Annotated in this window: 23 protein-coding genes; 21 read left to right on the top strand and 2 right to left on the bottom strand. The window is 48.3% G+C overall.

The features are described from left to right. Positions 1-17: 17 nt before the first annotated feature. The 17 genes from rnc (at position 18) to NYE37_RS06580 (ending at position 13877) form a co-directional block, all read left to right on the top strand. Complete coding sequence (gene rnc / locus NYE37_RS06500) at positions 18-704, top strand: ribonuclease III (protein ID WP_049720261.1); 687 nt, start codon at positions 18-20, stop codon at positions 702-704. A 65-nt stretch (positions 705-769) separates the two neighbouring features. Next, positions 770-964 carry a hypothetical protein gene (locus tag NYE37_RS06505; RefSeq protein ID WP_037994836.1) on the top strand — a complete coding sequence of 65 codons (195 nt, stop codon included), beginning with the start codon at positions 770-772 and terminating at the stop codon, positions 962-964. Positions 965-1045: 81 nt separating this feature from the next. Then, entirely contained in the window at positions 1046-1798 is a 753-nt protein-coding gene (locus NYE37_RS06510) for an IucA/IucC family C-terminal-domain containing protein (protein WP_049720260.1), read from the top strand. A gap of 123 nt (positions 1799-1921) precedes the next feature. Then, the gene (locus tag NYE37_RS06515) at positions 1922-2188 is read left to right on the top strand and encodes a hypothetical protein (RefSeq protein WP_369792446.1); all 267 of its coding nucleotides are present in this window, start codon (positions 1922-1924) and stop codon (positions 2186-2188) included. Between the two features lie 227 nt (positions 2189-2415). Next, positions 2416-6006: a chromosome segregation protein SMC gene (smc, locus tag NYE37_RS06520; protein WP_037994832.1), complete on the top strand. Its 3591-nt coding sequence runs from the start codon at positions 2416-2418 to the stop codon at positions 6004-6006. Between the two features lie 22 nt (positions 6007-6028). Continuing rightward, positions 6029-7021 (top strand): signal recognition particle-docking protein FtsY, encoded by a 993-nt coding sequence (gene ftsY / locus NYE37_RS06525; RefSeq protein WP_121874234.1) that lies wholly within the window; start codon positions 6029-6031, stop codon positions 7019-7021. 106 nt (positions 7022-7127) lie between these two features. After that, positions 7128-7460 carry a YlxM family DNA-binding protein gene (gene ylxM, locus NYE37_RS06530; RefSeq protein ID WP_037995188.1) on the top strand — a complete coding sequence of 111 codons (333 nt, stop codon included), beginning with the start codon at positions 7128-7130 and terminating at the stop codon, positions 7458-7460. 25 nt (positions 7461-7485) lie between these two features. Beyond that, the gene (gene ffh / locus NYE37_RS06535; protein WP_062843176.1) at positions 7486-8835 is read left to right on the top strand and encodes a signal recognition particle protein; all 1350 of its coding nucleotides are present in this window, start codon (positions 7486-7488) and stop codon (positions 8833-8835) included. A 39-nt stretch (positions 8836-8874) separates the two neighbouring features. Next, positions 8875-9147 (top strand): 30S ribosomal protein S16, encoded by a 273-nt coding sequence (rpsP, locus tag NYE37_RS06540; protein ID WP_037997307.1) that lies wholly within the window; start codon positions 8875-8877, stop codon positions 9145-9147. Between the two features lie 41 nt (positions 9148-9188). Next, positions 9189-9422, top strand: coding sequence for a KH domain-containing protein (locus tag NYE37_RS06545; protein WP_037997324.1), 234 nt, complete (start codon positions 9189-9191; stop codon positions 9420-9422). Next, a complete protein-coding gene (gene rimM, locus NYE37_RS06550; protein WP_037997305.1) occupies positions 9398-9931 on the top strand; it encodes a ribosome maturation factor RimM in 534 nt (177 codons plus the stop codon). The genes NYE37_RS06545 and rimM overlap by 25 nt, the downstream gene beginning before the upstream one ends. Before the next feature lie 11 nt (positions 9932-9942). Further along, positions 9943-10668, top strand: a complete 726-nt coding sequence (gene trmD / locus NYE37_RS06555) for a tRNA (guanosine(37)-N1)-methyltransferase TrmD (RefSeq protein ID WP_082240754.1) — start codon at positions 9943-9945, stop codon at positions 10666-10668. 102 nt (positions 10669-10770) lie between these two features. Beyond that, entirely contained in the window at positions 10771-11121 is a 351-nt protein-coding gene (rplS, locus tag NYE37_RS06560) for a 50S ribosomal protein L19 (RefSeq protein WP_037997320.1), read from the top strand. A 71-nt stretch (positions 11122-11192) separates the two neighbouring features. Beyond that, positions 11193-11741, top strand: coding sequence for a signal peptidase I (gene lepB / locus NYE37_RS06565; protein ID WP_037997303.1), 549 nt, complete (start codon positions 11193-11195; stop codon positions 11739-11741). Between the two features lie 102 nt (positions 11742-11843). Further along, on the top strand, positions 11844-12740 hold the full coding sequence (ylqF, locus tag NYE37_RS06570) for a ribosome biogenesis GTPase YlqF (RefSeq protein ID WP_037997300.1): 897 nt from the start codon (positions 11844-11846) through the stop codon (positions 12738-12740). Next, positions 12715-13521 carry a ribonuclease HII gene (locus NYE37_RS06575; RefSeq protein WP_340711880.1) on the top strand — a complete coding sequence of 269 codons (807 nt, stop codon included), beginning with the start codon at positions 12715-12717 and terminating at the stop codon, positions 13519-13521. The genes ylqF and NYE37_RS06575 overlap by 26 nt, the downstream gene beginning before the upstream one ends. Then, the gene (locus tag NYE37_RS06580; RefSeq protein ID WP_121874237.1) at positions 13518-13877 is read left to right on the top strand and encodes a YraN family protein; all 360 of its coding nucleotides are present in this window, start codon (positions 13518-13520) and stop codon (positions 13875-13877) included. Before NYE37_RS06575 ends, NYE37_RS06580 begins: the two co-directional genes overlap by 4 nt. Positions 13878-13933: 56 nt before the next feature. Here NYE37_RS06580 and ilvA read toward each other — a convergent pair whose 3' ends face one another. Together ilvA and NYE37_RS06590 are read right to left on the bottom strand one after the other, a co-directional pair. Continuing rightward, the gene (gene ilvA / locus NYE37_RS06585; protein WP_121874238.1) at positions 13934-15205 is read right to left on the bottom strand and encodes a threonine ammonia-lyase IlvA; all 1272 of its coding nucleotides are present in this window, start codon (positions 15203-15205) and stop codon (positions 13934-13936) included. A 139-nt stretch (positions 15206-15344) separates the two neighbouring features. After that, the gene (locus tag NYE37_RS06590) at positions 15345-15635 is read right to left on the bottom strand and encodes a hypothetical protein (protein ID WP_037997292.1); all 291 of its coding nucleotides are present in this window, start codon (positions 15633-15635) and stop codon (positions 15345-15347) included. Between the two features lie 186 nt (positions 15636-15821). Between NYE37_RS06590 and NYE37_RS06595 the strand changes: the two genes are divergently transcribed. The 4 genes from NYE37_RS06595 to NYE37_RS06610 all read left to right on the top strand — a co-directional run bounded on the left by NYE37_RS06595 (position 15822) and on the right by NYE37_RS06610 (position 18649). Then, positions 15822-17348 carry a YifB family Mg chelatase-like AAA ATPase gene (locus tag NYE37_RS06595; protein ID WP_037997291.1) on the top strand — a complete coding sequence of 509 codons (1527 nt, stop codon included), beginning with the start codon at positions 15822-15824 and terminating at the stop codon, positions 17346-17348. Between the two features lie 357 nt (positions 17349-17705). Beyond that, positions 17706-17960, top strand: a complete 255-nt coding sequence (locus NYE37_RS06600; RefSeq protein WP_131470922.1) for a hypothetical protein — start codon at positions 17706-17708, stop codon at positions 17958-17960. 27 nt (positions 17961-17987) lie between these two features. Beyond that, positions 17988-18134: a hypothetical protein gene (locus NYE37_RS06605; protein ID WP_156097753.1), complete on the top strand. Its 147-nt coding sequence runs from the start codon at positions 17988-17990 to the stop codon at positions 18132-18134. A gap of 140 nt (positions 18135-18274) precedes the next feature. Beyond that, positions 18275-18649 (top strand): immunity 22 family protein, encoded by a 375-nt coding sequence (locus tag NYE37_RS06610; RefSeq protein ID WP_037997288.1) that lies wholly within the window; start codon positions 18275-18277, stop codon positions 18647-18649. Positions 18650-19507: the final 858 nt, after the last annotated feature.

Below are 19507 nucleotides of genomic sequence, written 5' to 3' on the forward strand. Positions count from 1 at the left end.
AAAAGGGGTGAAACGGAATGGATCTGGCACGATTGGAGCAAATCACCGGATTAAAGTTTCATAACCGAAAACTATTCCAACAAGCGTTCACCCATACTTCATTTACGCATGAGAAAAAGGCGACCGGCGTGCATCCGGATAATGAGCGGTTGGAATTTTTGGGGGATGCCGTTTTGGAATTGGCGGTTTCAGAGTATTTGTTTCAACGGTATCCCAAAATGAGCGAAGGAGACTTGACACGCACGAGGGCCCGTGTCGTGTGTGAAGCTTCATTGGCCTCCTTTGCCAAAGAGCTGGGATTTGGTGAACATGTCCGCTTGGGAAAAGGAGAAGAGATGACCGGAGGACGTTCACGGCCATCTCTTCTGGCTGACGTGTTCGAAGCGTTTATCGGAGCGCTCTTCTTGGACAGCGGGCTGGAGCAGGTGAAAAAGTTTTTGGAGCGCGTTGTGTTTCCAAAAGTGAATAGTGATTGGCTGAAAAACATGCTGGATGCCAAAAGTCAATTGCAGGAAGTCGTTCAGCAAGGACGGCTGGGAACTTTGGAATACCGCATTGTGGAGACAAAAGGTCCGGCTCATGACCGCCATTTTGTCGTCGAGGTGTGCTTGGACCAAAAACCTATCGGGAAAGGGACGGGCCGGTCCAAAAAAGAGGCGGAACAACGTGCTGCTTCAGAGGCGTTGGCAAGATGGAGAACTTAAGCGTATGAACCACCGCAAATATACATTACGGTGGTTTTTGTTTTTGATAAGAGGGGGGGAGAAACATGGAAGTGATTGCGCCTGTTTTTTTTCAAGTTTTTTCAATCATGGCCATCATTCTCCCTGTTTCCGGGGGGATTTTTGCTTTGTTCCTGTTGTACAGAGGGGTGAAAGCATTGGAAGGGATCCGGGACACCTTGGAAAAGTTTGCAGGTGGCCAAAACCCGAAAAATGAGGAGCACCCAGATGAACAAAACTGAAAAGGGGATAGACCTTTCCGTTTGCATCCATTATAATTGATAATAAATATCATTTTCAGCAAGCGGAAAGGGGTTTTCAACATGCCCCCTGTCAGTTATGCAGTGGATATCTTACCGACGCAATTTCATATTGTCTTTCCGGAAGAAAATGATTCCTCTTTCATGTTGCTTTCCGGGCGGGAACTGTTGAAACATGAAGTGTGCGTTCGTTTGTTGGAAGAGTGGTCGGAACGGATGAAGGTGAATTCCTTGAGCGTTGTGGCTTCTCAATTTTCCAAACATTACAGTTTTACGGTTGTGGTTCCTGCTTTGTATGCGATGAGCGCATTAAATGAACGATTGGATTTTTCGCCGGACAATGTGCGGATTCAAACCACTTGGCAACATCAGCGTTTGAACATGCAATTGCAATTGCGCGATTGGAAAGCACAAGCGATGAGGGAGAAAAACCGGAAGTTTTTGCGTGAGCAATTATTGACATCATTATTTACTCATCATATTGCTCCCCTTTGGCATCAATTGCACCGTCTGATTGGCATTCCTTTATCGATTTTGTGGGAAAACCTCGCCGGATATATTTATTGGTTATATGAATCCAAATTAAAAGAAGATGACCAGGTGAATCCGTCCTTGGCCCAAGATGATTTTCATTATTTGCTTTCCGGGGCGGAGGCCGGCATGTTTCGCGAAAAAGTTCAACCCATTGGCCGTTACTATGCCGGTGCTCAGGCAAGAGTCCGAAAAACTTGTTGTTTGTATTATCTGGCCAGTGAAGATCAGGTTTGTTGCCAAAATTGTCCGCGCTTACAACAACGCGGCCCGGCAAATGGATGAAACAAGGACGATATTTCAGGAAAAGCCGCTTCGACATTTACCGGGAGGCGGCTTTTTTTTAGAGGAAATAGCGGTTAAACCGGAAAATCAAGTAATAAGCGGTCTGAAAGGAGAGGAAGGATCATGGATTTTTGTTCGTATCAGGACTTTCAAAAAGTGGAACTGAGGATCGGGCAAATTGTCAAAGTTGCTCCTTTTCCCAAAGCCAAAAAACCCGCCTACCAATTGTGGATCGATTTTGGCGAAAAGCTGGGAGTGAAAAAAAGCAGTGCCCAAGTGACAAAACGGTATCAGCCGAAAGAGCTGGAGGGCCGGAAAGTGGTCGGTCACCAATTTGCCGCCCAAGCAGATCGCCGATTTTCAATCGGAAGTGTTGGTGCTCGGAGTTGATTCGGTCCAAGGCGGGGTGACACTCTTGGACAACGATCATGAAGCTCCTTTGGGAAGCAGGGTTTATTGACAGACGGATGTTGATGAATCTGTGATCAATATGAAAAAAATCAATCCCGCCCGTTTTTTTGTGCTAAAATATATCAGTTCATCCACTTTGTAAGGGTTGTGCTCTTTCTTTACAGACATGAGAAGAGCATTATTTTTTGGGGAGAGGAGGGCTGTTTGTGTATTTAAAACGACTGGAGATGAATGGTTTTAAATCCTTTGCCGACCGGACGGAATTGGAATTTGTTCCCGGGATCACCGCCGTGGTCGGGCCGAACGGCAGCGGAAAAAGCAATGTGACCGACAGCATCCGCTGGGTACTGGGGGAACAAAGCGCCAAATCCCTGCGCGGCAATAAAATGCAGGATGTGATTTTTGCCGGCAGTGACACCCGGAAACCGGTCGGTTTTTGTGAAGTCTCGATGACGTTTGATAATTCGGATCACCGCCTGCCCCTGGATTATTCCGAAGTGACTATCACCCGGAGGGTTTACCGTTCAGGGGAAAGCGAGTATCTCTTGAATAAACAACCCTGCCGGTTGAAAGACATTCATGAGCTGTTCATGGACACCGGAATCGGGAAAGATGCCTACTCCATGATTGGGCAAGGCAAGATTGATGAAATTTTAAGCTCAAAATCCGAAGACCGCCGCATTATTTTTGAAGAGGCGGCCGGGATTGTCAAATACAAAACGAGGAAAAAAGAAGCCGAAAAAAAACTGGAGGACACCGAACAAAACCTGGCGCGCATCCATGATCTGATCCATGAAATTGAAAGCCAGGTGGAGCCTTTAAAAGAACAGGCCGATAAAGCCCAAAGATTTAAAGAATTGAAAGAAACCTTGAAAAATGTGGAGATCGGCTTATATGTACATAAAATTGAATCGTTGCACGATGAATGGGAAAAAGTGACGACGCAAGCGAAAAAATTGAAAAATACACAGGTTTCACTGGCGGCCGAAATCACAAAAAAAGAAACCGCTTTGGAAGAATTAAAACAAACACTGCACGAAGTGGAGACCCAATGGGAACAGGTCCAAACCCGTTTGATCACCATCAGCGAAGAGCTGGAAAAAGCGGAAGGACAAAAAGAAGTGCAATTGGAGCGGGTGAAAAACCGCAAAGAAAACAGACAACAATTAATTGAACGGATTTCCCTGTTGAAGGAAGAATTAAAGCGGTTGAAAAGCGAAGAAGAGCAGGCAGCCGGGGAACTGGAGCGGAAAAAACAAGAATTAAAGGAAAAGGAAAAAGAGCTTGCGGTATTTAAATTGCGACTGACGGGAGTCACCGGTGATGAGGGCGAGCAACTGCAATCATTAAATGAGAAGTGGCAGGCCCATGAGAAAAAATTGGTGGCTCTTTCCAGTGAAAAGCAATATACGAAAGATCACCTCAAACAGTTAAAAGAACGGGCCCGGTCGCTCGGTGAGACGAAAAAGCAATTGGAGAAAGAGGAAGAAGAACACGAAAAGCAATCGGAACAATTGGCCGCTTCAATCCATGAAGTGGAGCAGGCATTGAAACAGGCGGCGGATGAAGTGCGCACCCTTGCGGAAGAACGCGAACGGTTGGAAGAAGAAGAGAAAAAATGGACGGGGGAATTGCGCCAGGCCGAGCAGGTGTTTAACCGCCTCCGCTCCCAGTTGGAATGGATGAGGGAAGTGGAAGCGGAGCATCAAGGGTTTATGCAAGGGGTGAAAGAAGTTTTGCGTGCCCGTGACCGGGGCGTTCCTTCTTTGAAGGGGGTTCACGGGGCGGTGGCCGAACTCCTTCAGGTGCCGGAAGAATATGAGGCGGCGCTGGAAACCGCTTTGGGAAGTGCATTGCAACATATCGTCGTGGAAGATGAAGCCACCGGACGCGGCGGAATCCGGTATTTAAAAGAAAGAAGATTGGGACGGGCCACTTTTTTGCCGCTTTCTGTCATCAAGCCACGGAACATGGAGTCATGGGAATTGGACAGTTGCCGCCGGGTGGACGGTTTTGTGGGCGTCGGGTCCGACTTGATTCAGTATGATCCGCGTTACCAAGCATTGTTTTCTTATTTGTTGGGCAGAGTGGTTGTGACACGGACCCTGGAACAGGCCAATCAACTGGCGCGGATTTTATCTTACCGCTACCGGGTGGTGACCCTGGATGGAGACGTTGTCAATCCCGGGGGATCGATGACGGGAGGAAGCCGCAAACAAAGCAAAACCAATCTTCTGGGCCGAAACCGCCAATTGGAAGAATTGGAAACCCGTTTGAAAGATGCCGAAACAAAGGTGCGCCAAGTACAGCAGACCTTGGATGAGATCAACCGCCGCAAGCAGGAATTGGAAGACAAGTGGGAACAGGTCCGCAAACAAGGAGAAGAGCGGAGGCTGAGAGAACAGGAGCTGCGCAGCCGAGAACGCGAATGGTCTTTGGCCCGGCAAAATGTGGTGCAGAAAAAAGAAGAAATCCTGGCAGAGATCGGGCAGGTGCAAAAGCAAAAAGAAGCTTACCGTGCGCAGTTGGAAAACATCGACCGGGAAATCGCCGCGTTGCAAAAAGAGCAGGAAGCTCTTGAACAACTGCTGAAAGAGTCGCAGGAAAAAGCAAAAGAGCAGGCCCACACCCGGGAGGAAGTCAGCGAAAAAATTACGGAATTGCGCATTCAAGTGGCCCAAGTCAGCCAGGAGATCACAAACTTGGAACAAAACTTGCATCGCACGCGGAAAGAAATCAAGCGGGTCACCGGTCAAAAAGAAGCGGCCGCCGGGGAACTGGAGGCGCTCGAAGACCATCAGGAGAATAACCAGGTTCAAATGGACCGGTTGGAAGAAACCATCCGGCATCTCAAAGAAAACAAAGAGCAAGTCCAGATGCAATTGAATGAAATCCGCAAGCGGCGTGAACAGATGTTGCTCATGCGGGAGAGCCAGGAAAAAGAAGTCAGACAGATGCAACAGTCGCACCGGCAACAGGAGCAAGATTTGCATGAATTGGAAGTGCGCGGCAACCGCCTGGATGTGGAATTGAATCACCTGTTGAACAAGTTGGCGGAAGAATATGAGATCAGTTTCGAACGGGCCAAGCAACAGTATCCCGTCCCGGAAGAACCCAAACAGGCGGAAAAGGAAGTCCGTTCACTGAAAGGAAAAATCGCCGCCCTCGGCGATGTCAACCTGGGAGCGATTGAAGAGTATGAACGGTTGAAAGAACGTTACGACTTTCTGAAATCGCAAGAAACCGACTTGCTGGAAGCCAAAGAAAAACTTTTTGAGATTATCCATCAATTGGTTGAAGAAATGGGCCGGCGGTTTGAAGAAAGTTTTGAACTGATCCGCATCGAGTTTCAAGATGTGTTTGTGAAAATGTTTGGCGGCGGCCGGGCCGATTTGAAACTCAGCGAGCCGGACAATCTCTTGGAGACCGGCATTGACATTATTGCACAGCCACCCGGAAAAAAATTGCAAAACCTGAATCTGCTCTCCGGCGGGGAAAGAGCCCTTGCGGCGTTGGCACTTTTGTTTGCGGTGCTCCGGATCAAGCCGGTTCCGTTTTGTGTGCTGGATGAGGTGGACGCGGCTTTGGATGAAGCCAATCTGACGAGATACACGCAATATATGCAGGAATTTTCGGGGGAAACGCAGTTTATTATTATCACCCATCGTAAACATACCATGGAAGGTGCCGATGTGTTGTATGGAATTACCATGCAGGAATCGGGCGTATCCAAACTGGTATCGGTGAAGCTGGAAGAGTATGATGATAAAGTGGAAGTTGCCGCCACAAAGGAATAATGCAAGAGATGGGAGGAACAACATGAGTTTTTTCCGGAAATTAAAGGATCGCGTGTCCAAAAAAACGGAGACGGTCACCCAGAAGTTTGTGACCGGATTGAGCACGAGCAGGGATCAATTTGTCGGGGCCATCTCCAACCTGTTCAGCGGACGCAGCAAAATTGACGAGGATTTGTATGAAGAATTGGAGGAAATTCTCATTGGCGCCGATGTGGGGGTCCAAACCACGATGTACTTGGTGGAGCGTCTGCGCGATGAGGTGAAAGAGCGGAAAATCAAAGACCCCGTGGAATTAAAACCGCTGTTGTCGGAATTGATCGCCGAGATTCTCACGAAGGATGAAGAGGAACAGGGATTGCGGTTTAATGAAGACGGCCTGACGGTCTTTTTGTTCGTGGGAGTCAACGGTGTCGGAAAAACCACCACGATCGGAAAACTGGCACACCGGCTTAAGAATGAAGGGAAGAAAGTGGTGTTGGCCGCGGGAGACACCTTTCGCGCCGGGGCCATTGAACAACTGGAAACCTGGGGCCGACGTGCCGGGGTGGATGTGATCAAACATCAAGCCGGTTCCGATCCGGCGGCGGTCATTTATGACGGCATTCAGGCGGCCAAGTCCCGCAAAGCGGATGTATTGCTTTGTGATACGGCCGGCCGGCTGCAAAACAAAGTGAATTTGATGGAAGAGTTGAAAAAAGTTCACCGCGTGGTGACCCGGGAGGTGCCCGGAGCGCCGCATGAGGTTTTATTGGTGCTGGATGCCACCACCGGACAAAATGCATTGGTACAAGCGAAACAATTCCGGCAAGCCGTCAATGTTTCCGGAATCGTCCTGACCAAACTGGACGGCACGGCCAAAGGCGGAATCGTGATTGCCATTGACCATGAGCTGGGATTGCCCGTGAAATTGGTCGGGCTGGGGGAACAGGCGGATGACTTGCAGGAATTTGATTCTGAACAATTTTTGCACGCCTTGCTGCAGGACATGATGGAAGAGGAAGCTTCCGAAGGCTGAAAAATTTTCTCTTGCAAGGAAAAATCCTTGACATCGCTTTGGGTCTCCGATATATTATACAACCGTAAAGGTTATTGCCTTGACGGCGTTTGGGGGGATCACTCCCGTGTTGGATCAAACTACCCAAATGAATTTGCTTTATGATTTTTACGGCACGTTGTTGACGGAAAAACAACGTTCGTTGCTTGAACTATATTATGTGGAAGACTGGTCATTGGGTGAAATCGCTGAGCATCAGGGAGTCTCCCGACAGGCAGTCTATGAGGCGATTAAGCGAGCCCAATCCACCATGCTTGATTTGGAAAAAAGTTTGGGATTGGTGAAAAGTCACCTGAAACGGCAACAATTGATCGAAACGATCAAGAGCCGGTTAGATCAAATGCCAGAAGCAGCCAAAGCAATCGGGCCGTTGATCCGGGAGTTGGAGAAGCTCGATTAATCAGCCATGTGAGGAGGGGGCCATCATGGCGTTTGAAGGTTTATCGGAAAGACTGCAATCCGTCATGCGGAAGTTGCGTGGCAAGGGGAAAGTGACTGAAGCGGATGTAAAAGAAGCGATGCGGGAAGTCCGCTTGGCATTGCTCGAAGCGGATGTGAACTTCAAAGTCGTGAAACAGTTCATCGACCGTGTGAAAGAGCGGGCGGTCGGACAAGAAGTGATGAAAAGTTTAACCCCCGGCCAGCAAGTGATCAAAGTGGTGAATGAAGAGTTGACCCGGCTGATGGGGGGAGAACAAAGCAAACTGCATCAAGCCCAGAAGTCACCGACGATCATCATGATGGTTGGATTGCAGGGTGCCGGTAAAACGACCACTTCTGGCAAATTGGCCCGCTATCTCAAAAAGCAGAATCGCCGTGCCCTCTTGGTGGCGGGAGACGTTTACCGGCCGGCGGCGATCAGACAATTGGAAGTGTTGGGGGAAAGTTTGGACACGCCCGTTTTCTCCATGGGAGATCAAGAAAGCCCCGTGGTGATCGCGGAGAAAGGCGTCCAAAAGGCCAAAGAAGAAGGCTTTGATTATGTCATCATCGATACGGCGGGGCGCCTGCACATCGATGATGAGATGATGGACGAGTTGAGGCAGATCCGCGAAAAAATTTCGCCGCATGAAATCCTGCTTGTGGTGGATGCGATGACCGGGCAGGATGCGGTCAATGTGGCAGAACACTTTCATCAGCAACTGGGGCTGACGGGTGTGGTTCTGACGAAGCTGGATGGCGACACCCGCGGAGGAGCGGCTTTATCCGTCAAAGCGGTGACCGATTGCCCGATCAAATTTGTCGGAACGGGGGAAAAAACGGATTCGCTTGAACCGTTCTTCCCGGACCGGATGGCATCCCGCATTTTGGGAATGGGCGACGTGCTGACGTTGATCGAAAAAGCCCAGTCTGCGGTGGATGAGGAAAAAGCCAAAGAGATGGAACGGAAAATGCGCACCTTGTCTTTTACTTTTGATGATTTTTTGGATCAATTGCAACAAGTGCGCAAGATGGGCCCGCTCGAGGACATGCTTTCCATGTTGCCGGGAGCGGGGGCGATGAAAGGTTTGAAAAACGTTCAAGTGGATGAAAAACAGCTGGTGAAAGTCGAAGCGATCATCCGTTCCATGACGCCACAGGAAAAATCCCATCCGGAAATCATCAATGCCAGCCGGCGCAAAAGGATTGCACAAGGCAGCGGTACCACGGTGCAAGATGTGAATCGCCTGTTGAAGCAATTTAATGACATGAAGAAAATGATGAAGCAATTCTCCCAAATGGCAAAAGGCGGGAAGAAGAGAAAACGCAGAGGTTTTCCTTTCCCCTTTATGTGATAAACATCATTCTTGACTTTGATGAGGAGGTGAAAAGTGATGGCAGTGAAAATTCGTTTGAGAAGAATGGGAGCCAAAAAAGCACCATTTTATCGTGTGGTCGTGGCTGATTCCCGCGCTCCCCGTGACGGACGTTCCATTGACGAAATCGGATACTACAATCCGATCACGGAACCTGCCACAGTGAAAATCGACGAAGAAAAAGCCCTCTCTTGGTTGGCCAAAGGTGCGCAACCTTCCGACACGGTTCGCAACCTGTTCAAAAGAGAAGGGATTCTGAAAAAAGTTCACGAACAAAAACATGGCAAATAATGAAATGGTCTTGATCCGACAGGAGGACCAAGATGAAAGAACTGAAAGAACTGATTGAATACATGGCGGCGCCACTGGTCGACCATCCGGAAGAAATCCGGGTGGATGAAGTGGAGAAAGATGATGTCATCATCTACCGATTGTCCGTCACCAAAGAGGATTTGGGAAAGGTTATCGGCAAACAGGGACGGGTTGTGCAGGCGATCCGTTCCGTGGCCAAAGCTGCTGCCTGGAAGGAGAAGAAACGGGTATGGGTGGAAATCATGAATACTTAAATGTGGGCCGGATTGTCGGAACACATGGCATTCGCGGGGAAGTTCGTGTCCAATCCAACACGGATTTTCCAGAAGTCCGTTTTGCACCCGGCAGCCGGCTGATCCTCCTTCCTCCGCAAGAAGAGGAACCGATGGTGCTGACGGTGGAAAAAAACCGCATCCATCAATCCGTCTATTTGGTCAAGTTCCGCGAATGGGACAATATCAACCAAGCCGAACCTTTCAAAGGAGGACGATTGGTGGTCCATAAAGAAGATCAGGTGCCTGTCGATGAAGAAAGTGGAGAATATTATTTCCACCAGATTGTCGGCCTGACGGCTGTCACGACCGATGGACAAGAACTGGGCCGGGTCAAAGAAATCTTGCCGCTTCCGGCCAATGATGTTTGGGTGATTCAGCCGGCCGATCAGAAAAAAGACATTTTGATTCCTTATATTTCCGAGATTGTCAAAGATGTCGATCTCAAGGAAAAACGCATCACGATTGAGTGGATGGAAGGACTGGCGTAACCTTGGCACACATTCATTTCGATGTTCTCACCCTTTTTCCCGAGATGTTTGAAGGCTTTATGCAAACCAGCATGATTGCTAGGGCTCGTGAAAAAGGTTTGATCTCAGCGAATCTGGTCAATTTTCGTGAATATGCAACAGACCGGCATCGTACGGTGGATGACACGCCGTATGGTGGCGGCGGCGGCATGGTCTTAAAACCGGAACCGCTGTTTCGTGCCGTCGATGATCTGACACAAGGCTCACCACGTCCCCCCATCCTGTTGATGTCACCGCAAGGTGAAACCTACACGCAAAAAAAGGCCGAGGAATTGGCACAGCACTCCCGGTTGATTATCCTTTGCGGTCACTATGAAGGATTTGACGAGCGAATCCGGGAGCATCTGGCCACCAAGGAAATTTCCATCGGCGATTATGTTCTGACCGGCGGAGAATTACCGGCGATGATTTTAATTGACAGCATCAGTCGTCTGGTTCCCGGAGTACTGGGGAATGAAACTTCAGCGGTGACCGATTCTTTTTCCACCGGGTTGCTGGAGTATCCCCAATACACGAGGCCGGCGGATTTCCGCGGTCTCAAAGTGCCTGAGGTGCTGTTGTCCGGGCATCATGCCAAGATTGAAAAATGGCGGCGTGAGCAGTCATTGCTTCGGACTTGGCAAAGAAGGCCCGATCTTCTGGAAAAAGTCCCATTAACCGAAGAGGATCGCCGCTTTTTAAAAAAGCTGTCGGATTAGGATGGCGAAATTGTATTCAATTAGTGGCTGTGGTAAAATATCCCCGTTCTGGTCGTTCGACGGCATTGGACGGAGAGACTGATGAAAGGAGGTTTGGATGAGATGCGTCCAATCATTCGTGAAATTACCGAAGAACAACTTCGTAAAGATATTCCTCAATTCCGTGCAGGGGACACCCTCCGTGTTCACGTGCGCGTTAAAGAAGGACAACGGGAACGGATTCAGGTGTTTGAAGGCGTTGTGATTCAACGTCGCGGCGGAGGCATTTCCGAAACATTCACCGTTCGCAAAATTTCTTACGGGATCGGTGTGGAACGTACCTTCCCGTTACATTCACCGCGTATTGAAAAAATCGAAGTGGTTCGCCGTGGTAAAGTTCGTCGCGCCAAATTGTTCTACTTGCGTGAACGCCGCGGAAAAGCCGCTCGTATTAAAGAACTTCATCAAAAATAATAAGACAGAAGAAAAAGGGCTTGAGGATCAAGCCCTTTTCTCACATTGACGAGCCAATTGGGGGAAATCCAATGACCTCATATGTCCCTCGTACAGAGAAAAACAATCAGGAATACGGGAAAGGCGGAAAAGTGCTGGATTGGGTTCGTGCATTTCTGATCGCCGTTCTTTTGGCGGTGTTGATTCGTATCTTTGTTTTTGAACCTTTTGCCGTATCTGGTCCGTCGATGGAAGAAACGATGTATACCGGAGATCTGGTTTTGGTCAATAAGTTGATTTACAAAATGAGAGAGCCTGAACGAGGAGAAATCGTTGTTTTTCACGAAAGTAAAGACAAAGATTTCATCAAACGGGTGATCGCCTTGCCGGGGGAGACGGTCGAAGCCAAAAACAATAAAATTCTGATCAACGGGAAGATCGTGGATGAACCTTATCTTTCCGACCATATGCGCACCATGGATTTTGATGAGGTGCAAGTGCCGCAAGGCAAGGTTTTTGTTCTGGGGGATAACCGGTTGAACAGCACGGACAGCCGGGTGATCGGAGCGGTTTCGATGTCTCAACTGGTGGGAAGGGCGGAATTTATTTATTGGCCCGTTATTGAAATGAAATGGTTGTGATTTTTTCAATTGAAGGAGCCTTTTTGAAAGCTCCTTTTCCATTTGACACCGATTGGAAAAATCCCCCTGTTGGCAACAGGATAGAAGAGGTGTGACGTACATATGACCATTCAGTGGTTCCCGGGACATATGGCAAAGGCGCGCCGGCAGGTTGAAGAGAAACTGAAGTTGGTCGACATCGTGTTTGAATTGTTGGATGCGCGTTTGCCGTTATCCAGTCGAAATCCCATGATGGATGAAATTCTGAAAGACAAGCCCCGTCTCATTTTATTGACCAAATGCGATTTGGCGGATGAACGGGTGAATCAGGCTTGGATGAAATATTTTCAAGCCCGTCGGATGCCGGTGCTTCCGGTTGATGCACAAACAGGGAAAGGGGTCCAACAGATTATTCCGGCGTGTGAAAAAATCCTGGCCCCGCTGTTCCAACAAAGAGAGAAAAAAGGGATTCAGTCCCGCAAATTTCGAGCGATGGTGACCGGAATTCCCAATGTGGGAAAATCTTCGTTGATCAACCGCCTGGCCAAACGTTCCGTTGCCGAAACCGGTGACCGGCCCGGGGTGACCAAAGCACAGCAGTGGATCCGGGTCGGAAAAACCATGGAACTGTTGGACACCCCCGGGATTTTGTGGCCCAAATTTGACGATCCCGTCACCGGCTTGCGTCTGGCGGCAAGCGGCGCCATCAAAGAAACGATTTTGCCGATCGATGAAGTGGCTTTGTATGTATTAAATTATTTAAAAGACCGGTATCCGGATCGTTTGAAAAAACGGTACAAACTGGAGGAAACGGAACAAGACGGAGTCACGTTGATGGAGGAGATTGGGAAAAAACGGGGGTGTTTGTTGCGGGGCGGAGAGATTGATTATGAAAAAGTGGCTGAGCTTTTGTTGCATGAGTTGAGAGTCGGTCGTTTGGGGCGGATTTCTTTTGAATTTCCGGAGGATTGGATCGGAAAAGAGGAGATGGGAAATGCAGGGGACGATCGCGGAAATTAAGAAATGGTTGGAGAAGAAAGAGAGGCTGAGCCCGCAGGAATTGGCGGAACTTCAAAACGATTCGCGGGCGGGTGTGCAAAAATTGGCGGCCCAATATATCAGAAAACAGGAACGAAGAAAAAAAGAAGAAGAACGCTTGGAACAAATGTGGCATTACGAAAAGAAATATCGCCAACAAGGAATCTGGATGATTGCGGGGGTGGATGAAGCCGGACGGGGGCCTTTGGCCGGTCCCGTGGTGGCGGCGGCGGTGATCCTGCCGGAATCGTTTCCCGTGGAGGGGTTAAATGATTCCAAACAAATGACACCGCAAAACCGGCAACGCCTGAAGGAGCGCATTGAGTCCGAAGCGATTGCCATTGGTGTGGGAATGGCGGATGAGCTTTATATTGACCGGCACAATATTTTGCAAGCCACGTACCATGCGATGCGAAAAGCCATCGAACAATTGCCGGTGAAACCGGACATGGTGTTGGCTGACGCGGTGACCATTCCGGATCTCGGCATCCCGCAACAAGCGATCATCAAAGGAGATGCCAAAAGCCATTCGATTGCTGCTGCATCCGTCATTGCCAAAACGGTTCGTGATGAGTGGATGATGCAAATGGCCGAAAAGTATCCAGAATACGGGTTTGACCATCATATGGGATATGGAACGCCGGAACATCTCAAGGCGCTTGAAGCGTTCGGCCCTTCACCCATTCACCGGAAAAGCTTTGCGCCGGTCCGCTCGTGTATGAAAAACACCGCCCGTCTTTTGTTGCAAGGAGAATCACGATGAGAAAAGACAAAAGAAAACAGGTCGGCCGGCTTGGGGAAGAGCTGGCGGCCCGGTTTCTGTCGGAAAAAGGGTATATCATCTGGGACCGGAATTGGGCAACCCGGATGGGAGAACTGGATATCATTGCGATGAAAGACGGGCAACTGGTGATTGTGGAAGTCCGGACGACCCGGAGTGCCAAATTTGGTTACGGTCTTGAGTCGGTCGGTTTCCGAAAACAACAAAAACTGCGACGTTTGGCGGTGCTGTATGTGAGCCGGCACCGTCTGCACCATTTGCCGCTTCGTTTCGATGTCATTTCCGTATTGTGGGATGAAGAAAATCCGCAACTGAATCATATCGAAGGCGCTTTTTAAATAATGAAAACCACCACTTTTCACGGTGAAAGCGGTGGTTTTTGTCAAACAAAGAGTCAGATTAACAGATGGAACAGGCGCGGATCGTTGTTGATTTCGATAAACGGGAACCCTTTCTTTTTCATCCGCTCAATGAGTGAAGGATAATCCTCCCGGTATTTCAGTTCGATTCCCACCAGTGCCGGCCCGTTGTCTTTGTTGTTTTTCTTGGTATATTCAAAGCGGGTGATATCATCATTTTCGCCGAGGACATCATCCAAAAACTCGCGCAAAGCGCCGGCCCGTTGGGGGAAGTTGATAATGAAATAATGTTTTAACCCCTCGTAAATGAGAGAACGTTCCTTGATTTCTTGCATCCGGTCGATATCATTATTGCCGCCGCTCATGATGCAGACGACATTTTTTCCGCGAATGGCTTCCCGGTAAAAATCCAGGGCGGATATGGCCAATGCCCCGGCCGGTTCCGCAATGATGGCATTCTGATTGTATAAGTTCAAGATGGTGGTGCAAATTTTTCCTTCCGGAACCAAAACCACCTCATCGATATTTTCCCGGCAAATTTGAAAAGTGAGCTCGCCGACATGTTTCACTGCCGCTCCGTCCACAAAAGGGTCGATTTCTTTTAATTCAGTAACTTTTCCGTTCTCAAAAGACGTTTTCATCCCCGGGGCCCCGGCTGGTTCCACACCGATCACCTTGGTTTGGGGATAAACGCTTTTTATGTAAGAACTGATCCCGGCAGCCAGTCCTCCGCCGCCGATGGCGACAAAAACATAATCCGGGGGTTGGTTCAGGTCATTCAGGATTTCGATCCCGATGGTTCCCTGCCCGACAATGGTGCGGTAATCGTCAAACGGATGGATAAAAGACATGTGATGTTTTTTGGCATAAGCCACGGCTTGATGATAAGCGTCATCAAAGGTGTCCCCGGTCAAAACCACTTCTACAAATTTGCCACCGTAATGTTTGACTTGATTGATCTTTTGCCTCGGTGTGGTGGTCGGCATGAAAATTTTGCCGGGAATTTTTAAATGATTGCATGAATAGGAAACCCCCTGGGCATGGTTTCCTGCACTCGCGCAAACCACCCCTTGTTGCCGTTCTTCCTCCGGGAGGCTGATGATGGTGTGATAAGCCCCGCGGATTTTAAAGGAACGGACCACTTGCAAATCTTCCCGTTTCAAATGGATTTGACAGCCGTATTTGTCGGACAAAAGGGGATTGTGCTCCAAAGGAGTATGCCTGCAAACTTCTTTGAGCCGCTGATTGGCAATGAGGATGTCCTCCACTTTGACCCGTTCGGTTCTCAGATCCAACACTTTGCTCATCTCAACTCATCCTTTGGCTAAGAAGTATTTAATGAAGTATTTTAGCACAATCCTCTCATTTTTGGGAATATTAAATGAAAATTTTAAAGAGGAGGACAGAAAAAAGAAAAAGCGCCGATGATGCGGCGCTTTCCACCGGTTAACAATGTTTGCAACGAAGCAGAACGGCTTCACCCGGTTTCAGACAAAGACGGTGGACTTTCCGGCATCGATCCGGGTGCCCGCAGGTGACCACCGCTTTGCTGTGTCCACAATGAACTTTGACGGCTTCTCCCCGTTCCAAAACACAAGTTTTGGTATGGTGTGCATGGTGGCAGCATTTGATCAGGACGGATTGCCCGCGTCTTAAATGGACAAATTTTCTTTTTCTTTTCTCCGGATCCAGTACAACCCGCCTTCTCCGGTGATGGCATGAACATGAATGGCTCATCATCTCTTCCTCCTTGTTGGAATTTGGATCCTTCGGATCCTCTATTAAGTTATGAAAAAACAGAAAAATTCGTTTGTATTCTTGTGGAGAAAGACGAAAGAAAGCGATGGATTGTCAAAATATAGTAAAATATGAAAAAATAGAGTTGGTTTGTCGCAAAGTGAGAAACAGGGCGGGGGTGAAAAAATGTACAGCAAATTATACAGTGCCAGTTTGATGGGCATCGACGGGTTGATTGTCGAAGTGGAAGTGGATATCAGCAACGGGCTTCCTGTCTTTGATATTGTCGGGTTGCCGGATTCTTCCGTTCGCGAGTCCAAAGAACGTGTCCGGGCTGCGTTAAAAAACAGCGGGGTTTCGTTTCCGCTGCAGCGGATCACCACCAACCTGGCCCCGGCTGACGTGAAAAAGGAAGGGGCCGGATTTGACCTGGCGATTGCCATTGGTGTGTTGGCGGCCAGCGGTCAATTGGAAGGGAAGCAACTGGATCGCTTGTTATTGATCGGCGAGTTGTCATTGGAAGGAGGGCTTCGCCCTTTGAGTGGGGTGTTGCCGATGGTTATGGCAGCCAAAAAAGCGGGTTTTACGGAAGTGATTCTGCCAAGCCGGAATGCGGGGGAAGGGGCACTGGTGGACGGGATGAAAATCGTGCCGGTGGATTCCTTGAAGCAGGCGATCGGTTATTTGCGCCAAGAATGGAGCCCTCCGGAAGTGTCCGGCGAAACAGAAGAAGAACCGGAACATTTTTTGGCTGACTTTTCGGATGTCCAAGGGCAGGCCCATGTGAAAAGGGCCATGGAAGTGGCCGCTGCCGGAGGGCATAACCTGATGTTGATCGGTCCGCCCGGTTCAGGCAAAACCATGCTGGCCAAAAGAATTCCCACCATTCTGCCGCCGATGGATTTGGAAGAGTCCTTGGAAGTGACGAAAATATACAGCATTGCCGGATATATCAAGGAAAAGGGAAGATTGATCCGCTTTCGCCCGTTCCGGTCTCCCCACCATACGATTTCCAGCGCCGGTTTGATCGGTGGCGGAGCCGTTCCCAGGCCGGGAGAGATCAGCTTGTCGCACCAGGGTGTTCTTTTCCTGGATGAATTGCCGGAGTTTTCCAAAACGGTGCTGGAAGTGCTCAGGCAGCCCTTGGAAGACGGGACCGTCACCTTGGGAAGGGCAAGAGCGGTTTACACTTATCCGGCGGAATTTATGCTGGTCGCTTCCATGAACCCGTGTCCATGCGGTTTTTTTGGTTATGAAGAGGATCGCAGTTGCACCTGCACCCCGCACCAAGTGCAGCGATACCGGTCCAAAATTTCCGGTCCCTTGCTGGATCGGATCGACATTCACATCGAGGTACCGAAGGTGGATTTTCAAACATTGAGCAAAGGGGAAAGCGGAGAATCCTCCGCTTCCATCCGAAAACGGGTAAACCAGGCGCGAAAAAGACAGCAGGAACGTTTCCGGGGAAGCGAAACGAAAACCAACAGCACCATGAGCACAGCCGATATCCGCAAATACTGCAAGTTGGATCCGGCGTCGCTCCGGCTGATGAAGCAGGCTTTTGAAACCCTCGGTTTGAGTGCCCGGGCACATGACCGTATCCTCAAGGTGGCCCGCACCATTGCCGACTTGGCAGGAGAAGAAAACATCGGGCCTGCCCATATTGCCGAAGCGATCCAGTACCGGAGCCTGGACCGGAAGTTTTGGGAGTGATTTATCTTAGACAAAGGGATTATGCGAAAAAAAAGGCTTATCGCGTGTCCGGGGATTATCAGTGAACAACGAATGACGGCGGGCTTCCCAAGCCGAATTCTCAAAAACTCGTGTGCCTCAGTTCGATGAACGTCGGATGGAGAGCGGAGTTGGGTGTCTGTTTTGACACACTCTCCGCTTGTTAATCAAAGCGGCTCCATATCAAAGCAAACTCACAAGCAATTCAAGCCGGCTGGGGTGCCACCTCATGTTGCAACATCATAAAAATCCTGCTCTACCATCCAGGAGCACAAAAGTGGTTTGATGGATTTGGCCAATATAAATATGGAATGGAAATAAAGCAGAGAGGAATGAATCATGCAGATACCACCAGAAATGCAATTGGCACCGGAGATCAGGGCAGCATTGGAGAAGATTGATTTTATTAACAGGTACAAAAATATGTCTGCGAAATATGACTTTGACGAAGAATTTGATTATGATAATGAATTGGGTTATCCGGCCCGTAACGATAAAAGGGAAAATTTCTTTCAAATTGTGGAGGAATACCCTCCTTTTCAATTTAAATTCAATATTTCTCTCAGCTATGCTCTTTTGGAATTTATCCGGTGATCCGAATGGATGGGGAGTTGCTGATTGGTGATCCATGGGACTAGGTTAAAGCAGTTATTGGATGGTACAGACGAACGTTTCAGAGCAGCCGGATTCCGCAATTATGATGATTTAAGGGAAATATTGAAAGAAGCATTTGAGATGGATGAGGATTTCAAACGGACTTTAATGTAAATGCTCTGATCCGGAAAGAGGATTTTGTTGGGCGATAAAGAGCTATATCGCCCTTTTTTGGTTCTTTTATATCTTAGCGTTTGGATTTCACAAACCCATCATCTTCAGCGGGAAAGATAAAAATTGAGGAGGAAAATTTTTTGGAGAAAAAAGGATATGTATCCATGTTCATTGGTGACGTAAGTTCGTTTGAAGAGCTGGAAAGCTATGTGATGCAAAGTTATACAGAGGACGGGGATTGGGTTAATTCGCAATTTGAAAAGGATTTTAGCATTGAATATTACGATGAAGATTTTTTAGAAGTGGAGTTTTACAATGAACCATCAAATGATTTGAGAGTTATTCTTAAGGGGTTTTCATATGATGAAAAGATAATTCCTGGATTTATCGGGATTTGCGGTGAGTATCTGGATCAAGAAGTGAATTCAGTTATTTTACTTTATAACTTTGCCTATGATGGAACCGTAAAAGAAACAAATCGGTTTCGGTTTTTGGGGGCGTTACCATATATGTAAATGAATAATGTTCCCATTTAAAGCATTGTGATTCCGTTTACAGGGACAACCCCAACACCATGGATCACTTCACATGGAAAGGAATTCAAAAGGCGTTAACCTTGGATGTGAAATAACAATTTTCCTGGCGGGTAAGATATGCCACGAAGTTGCTGAAATATGGTCTTTCGGGTAACGATTTGGGATCAGAAGGAGTAAGAGACTTGGATGAAGAGGATCCCACTGAAAAGTGGATTAAAGAAGTTTGTGATTTGACTGTTCATTGAAACCCATAATCAACTTTTACCCTTTTGCAATGGTTAGAACTTAAAAGGCTTAGAGGATTATTGGGAATTATTAGAAGAAGATGTCTTTCAGGATATCACCATCGATTTATGGTTATGAAGAATTAGTTGTTGTGTCGTTTGGTATAGAAGAGTCAAATTACGCAATCCGGTACCTCAAGCCTCTTATTGACTGGTACCATTAGCTCTGGGGTTGATCGACCTGTTAGATTATAGAAAATTTTTTCAATTCGCTTTCGGGGCCGCTTTGGGGAGGTGTCGGTCGGGTTTATTGCCGCTTGGTTAGGCATTCCCTCCTTTTCCTATCCGGTGGTGTTGGCGGGACCATGCTTTTTTGTCTGCGGGGGTGGTCCTGCTGGGGGTCATCAGCGGTTTGATCACCAGTATGTTGACCCCTTTTTTGCCGGTGATCATTAAAAACAGCGGATTCTCCATTACCAGTGTCGGGGTCCTCATGGCGGTGATCACGTTGGTTTGGGTGATCGTCTCTCTTTTTATTAGTGGAGAAAAAATCCATCACAGAAAAGTCCTGTTGTTTACCGGATCCCAAATTTTGACCGGTGTGGTGGTTTTG

The organism is Thermoactinomyces sp. FSL K6-2592, assembly GCF_038006465.1.
Classification (GTDB): Bacteria; Bacillota; Bacilli; order Thermoactinomycetales; family Thermoactinomycetaceae; genus Thermoactinomyces; species Thermoactinomyces vulgaris.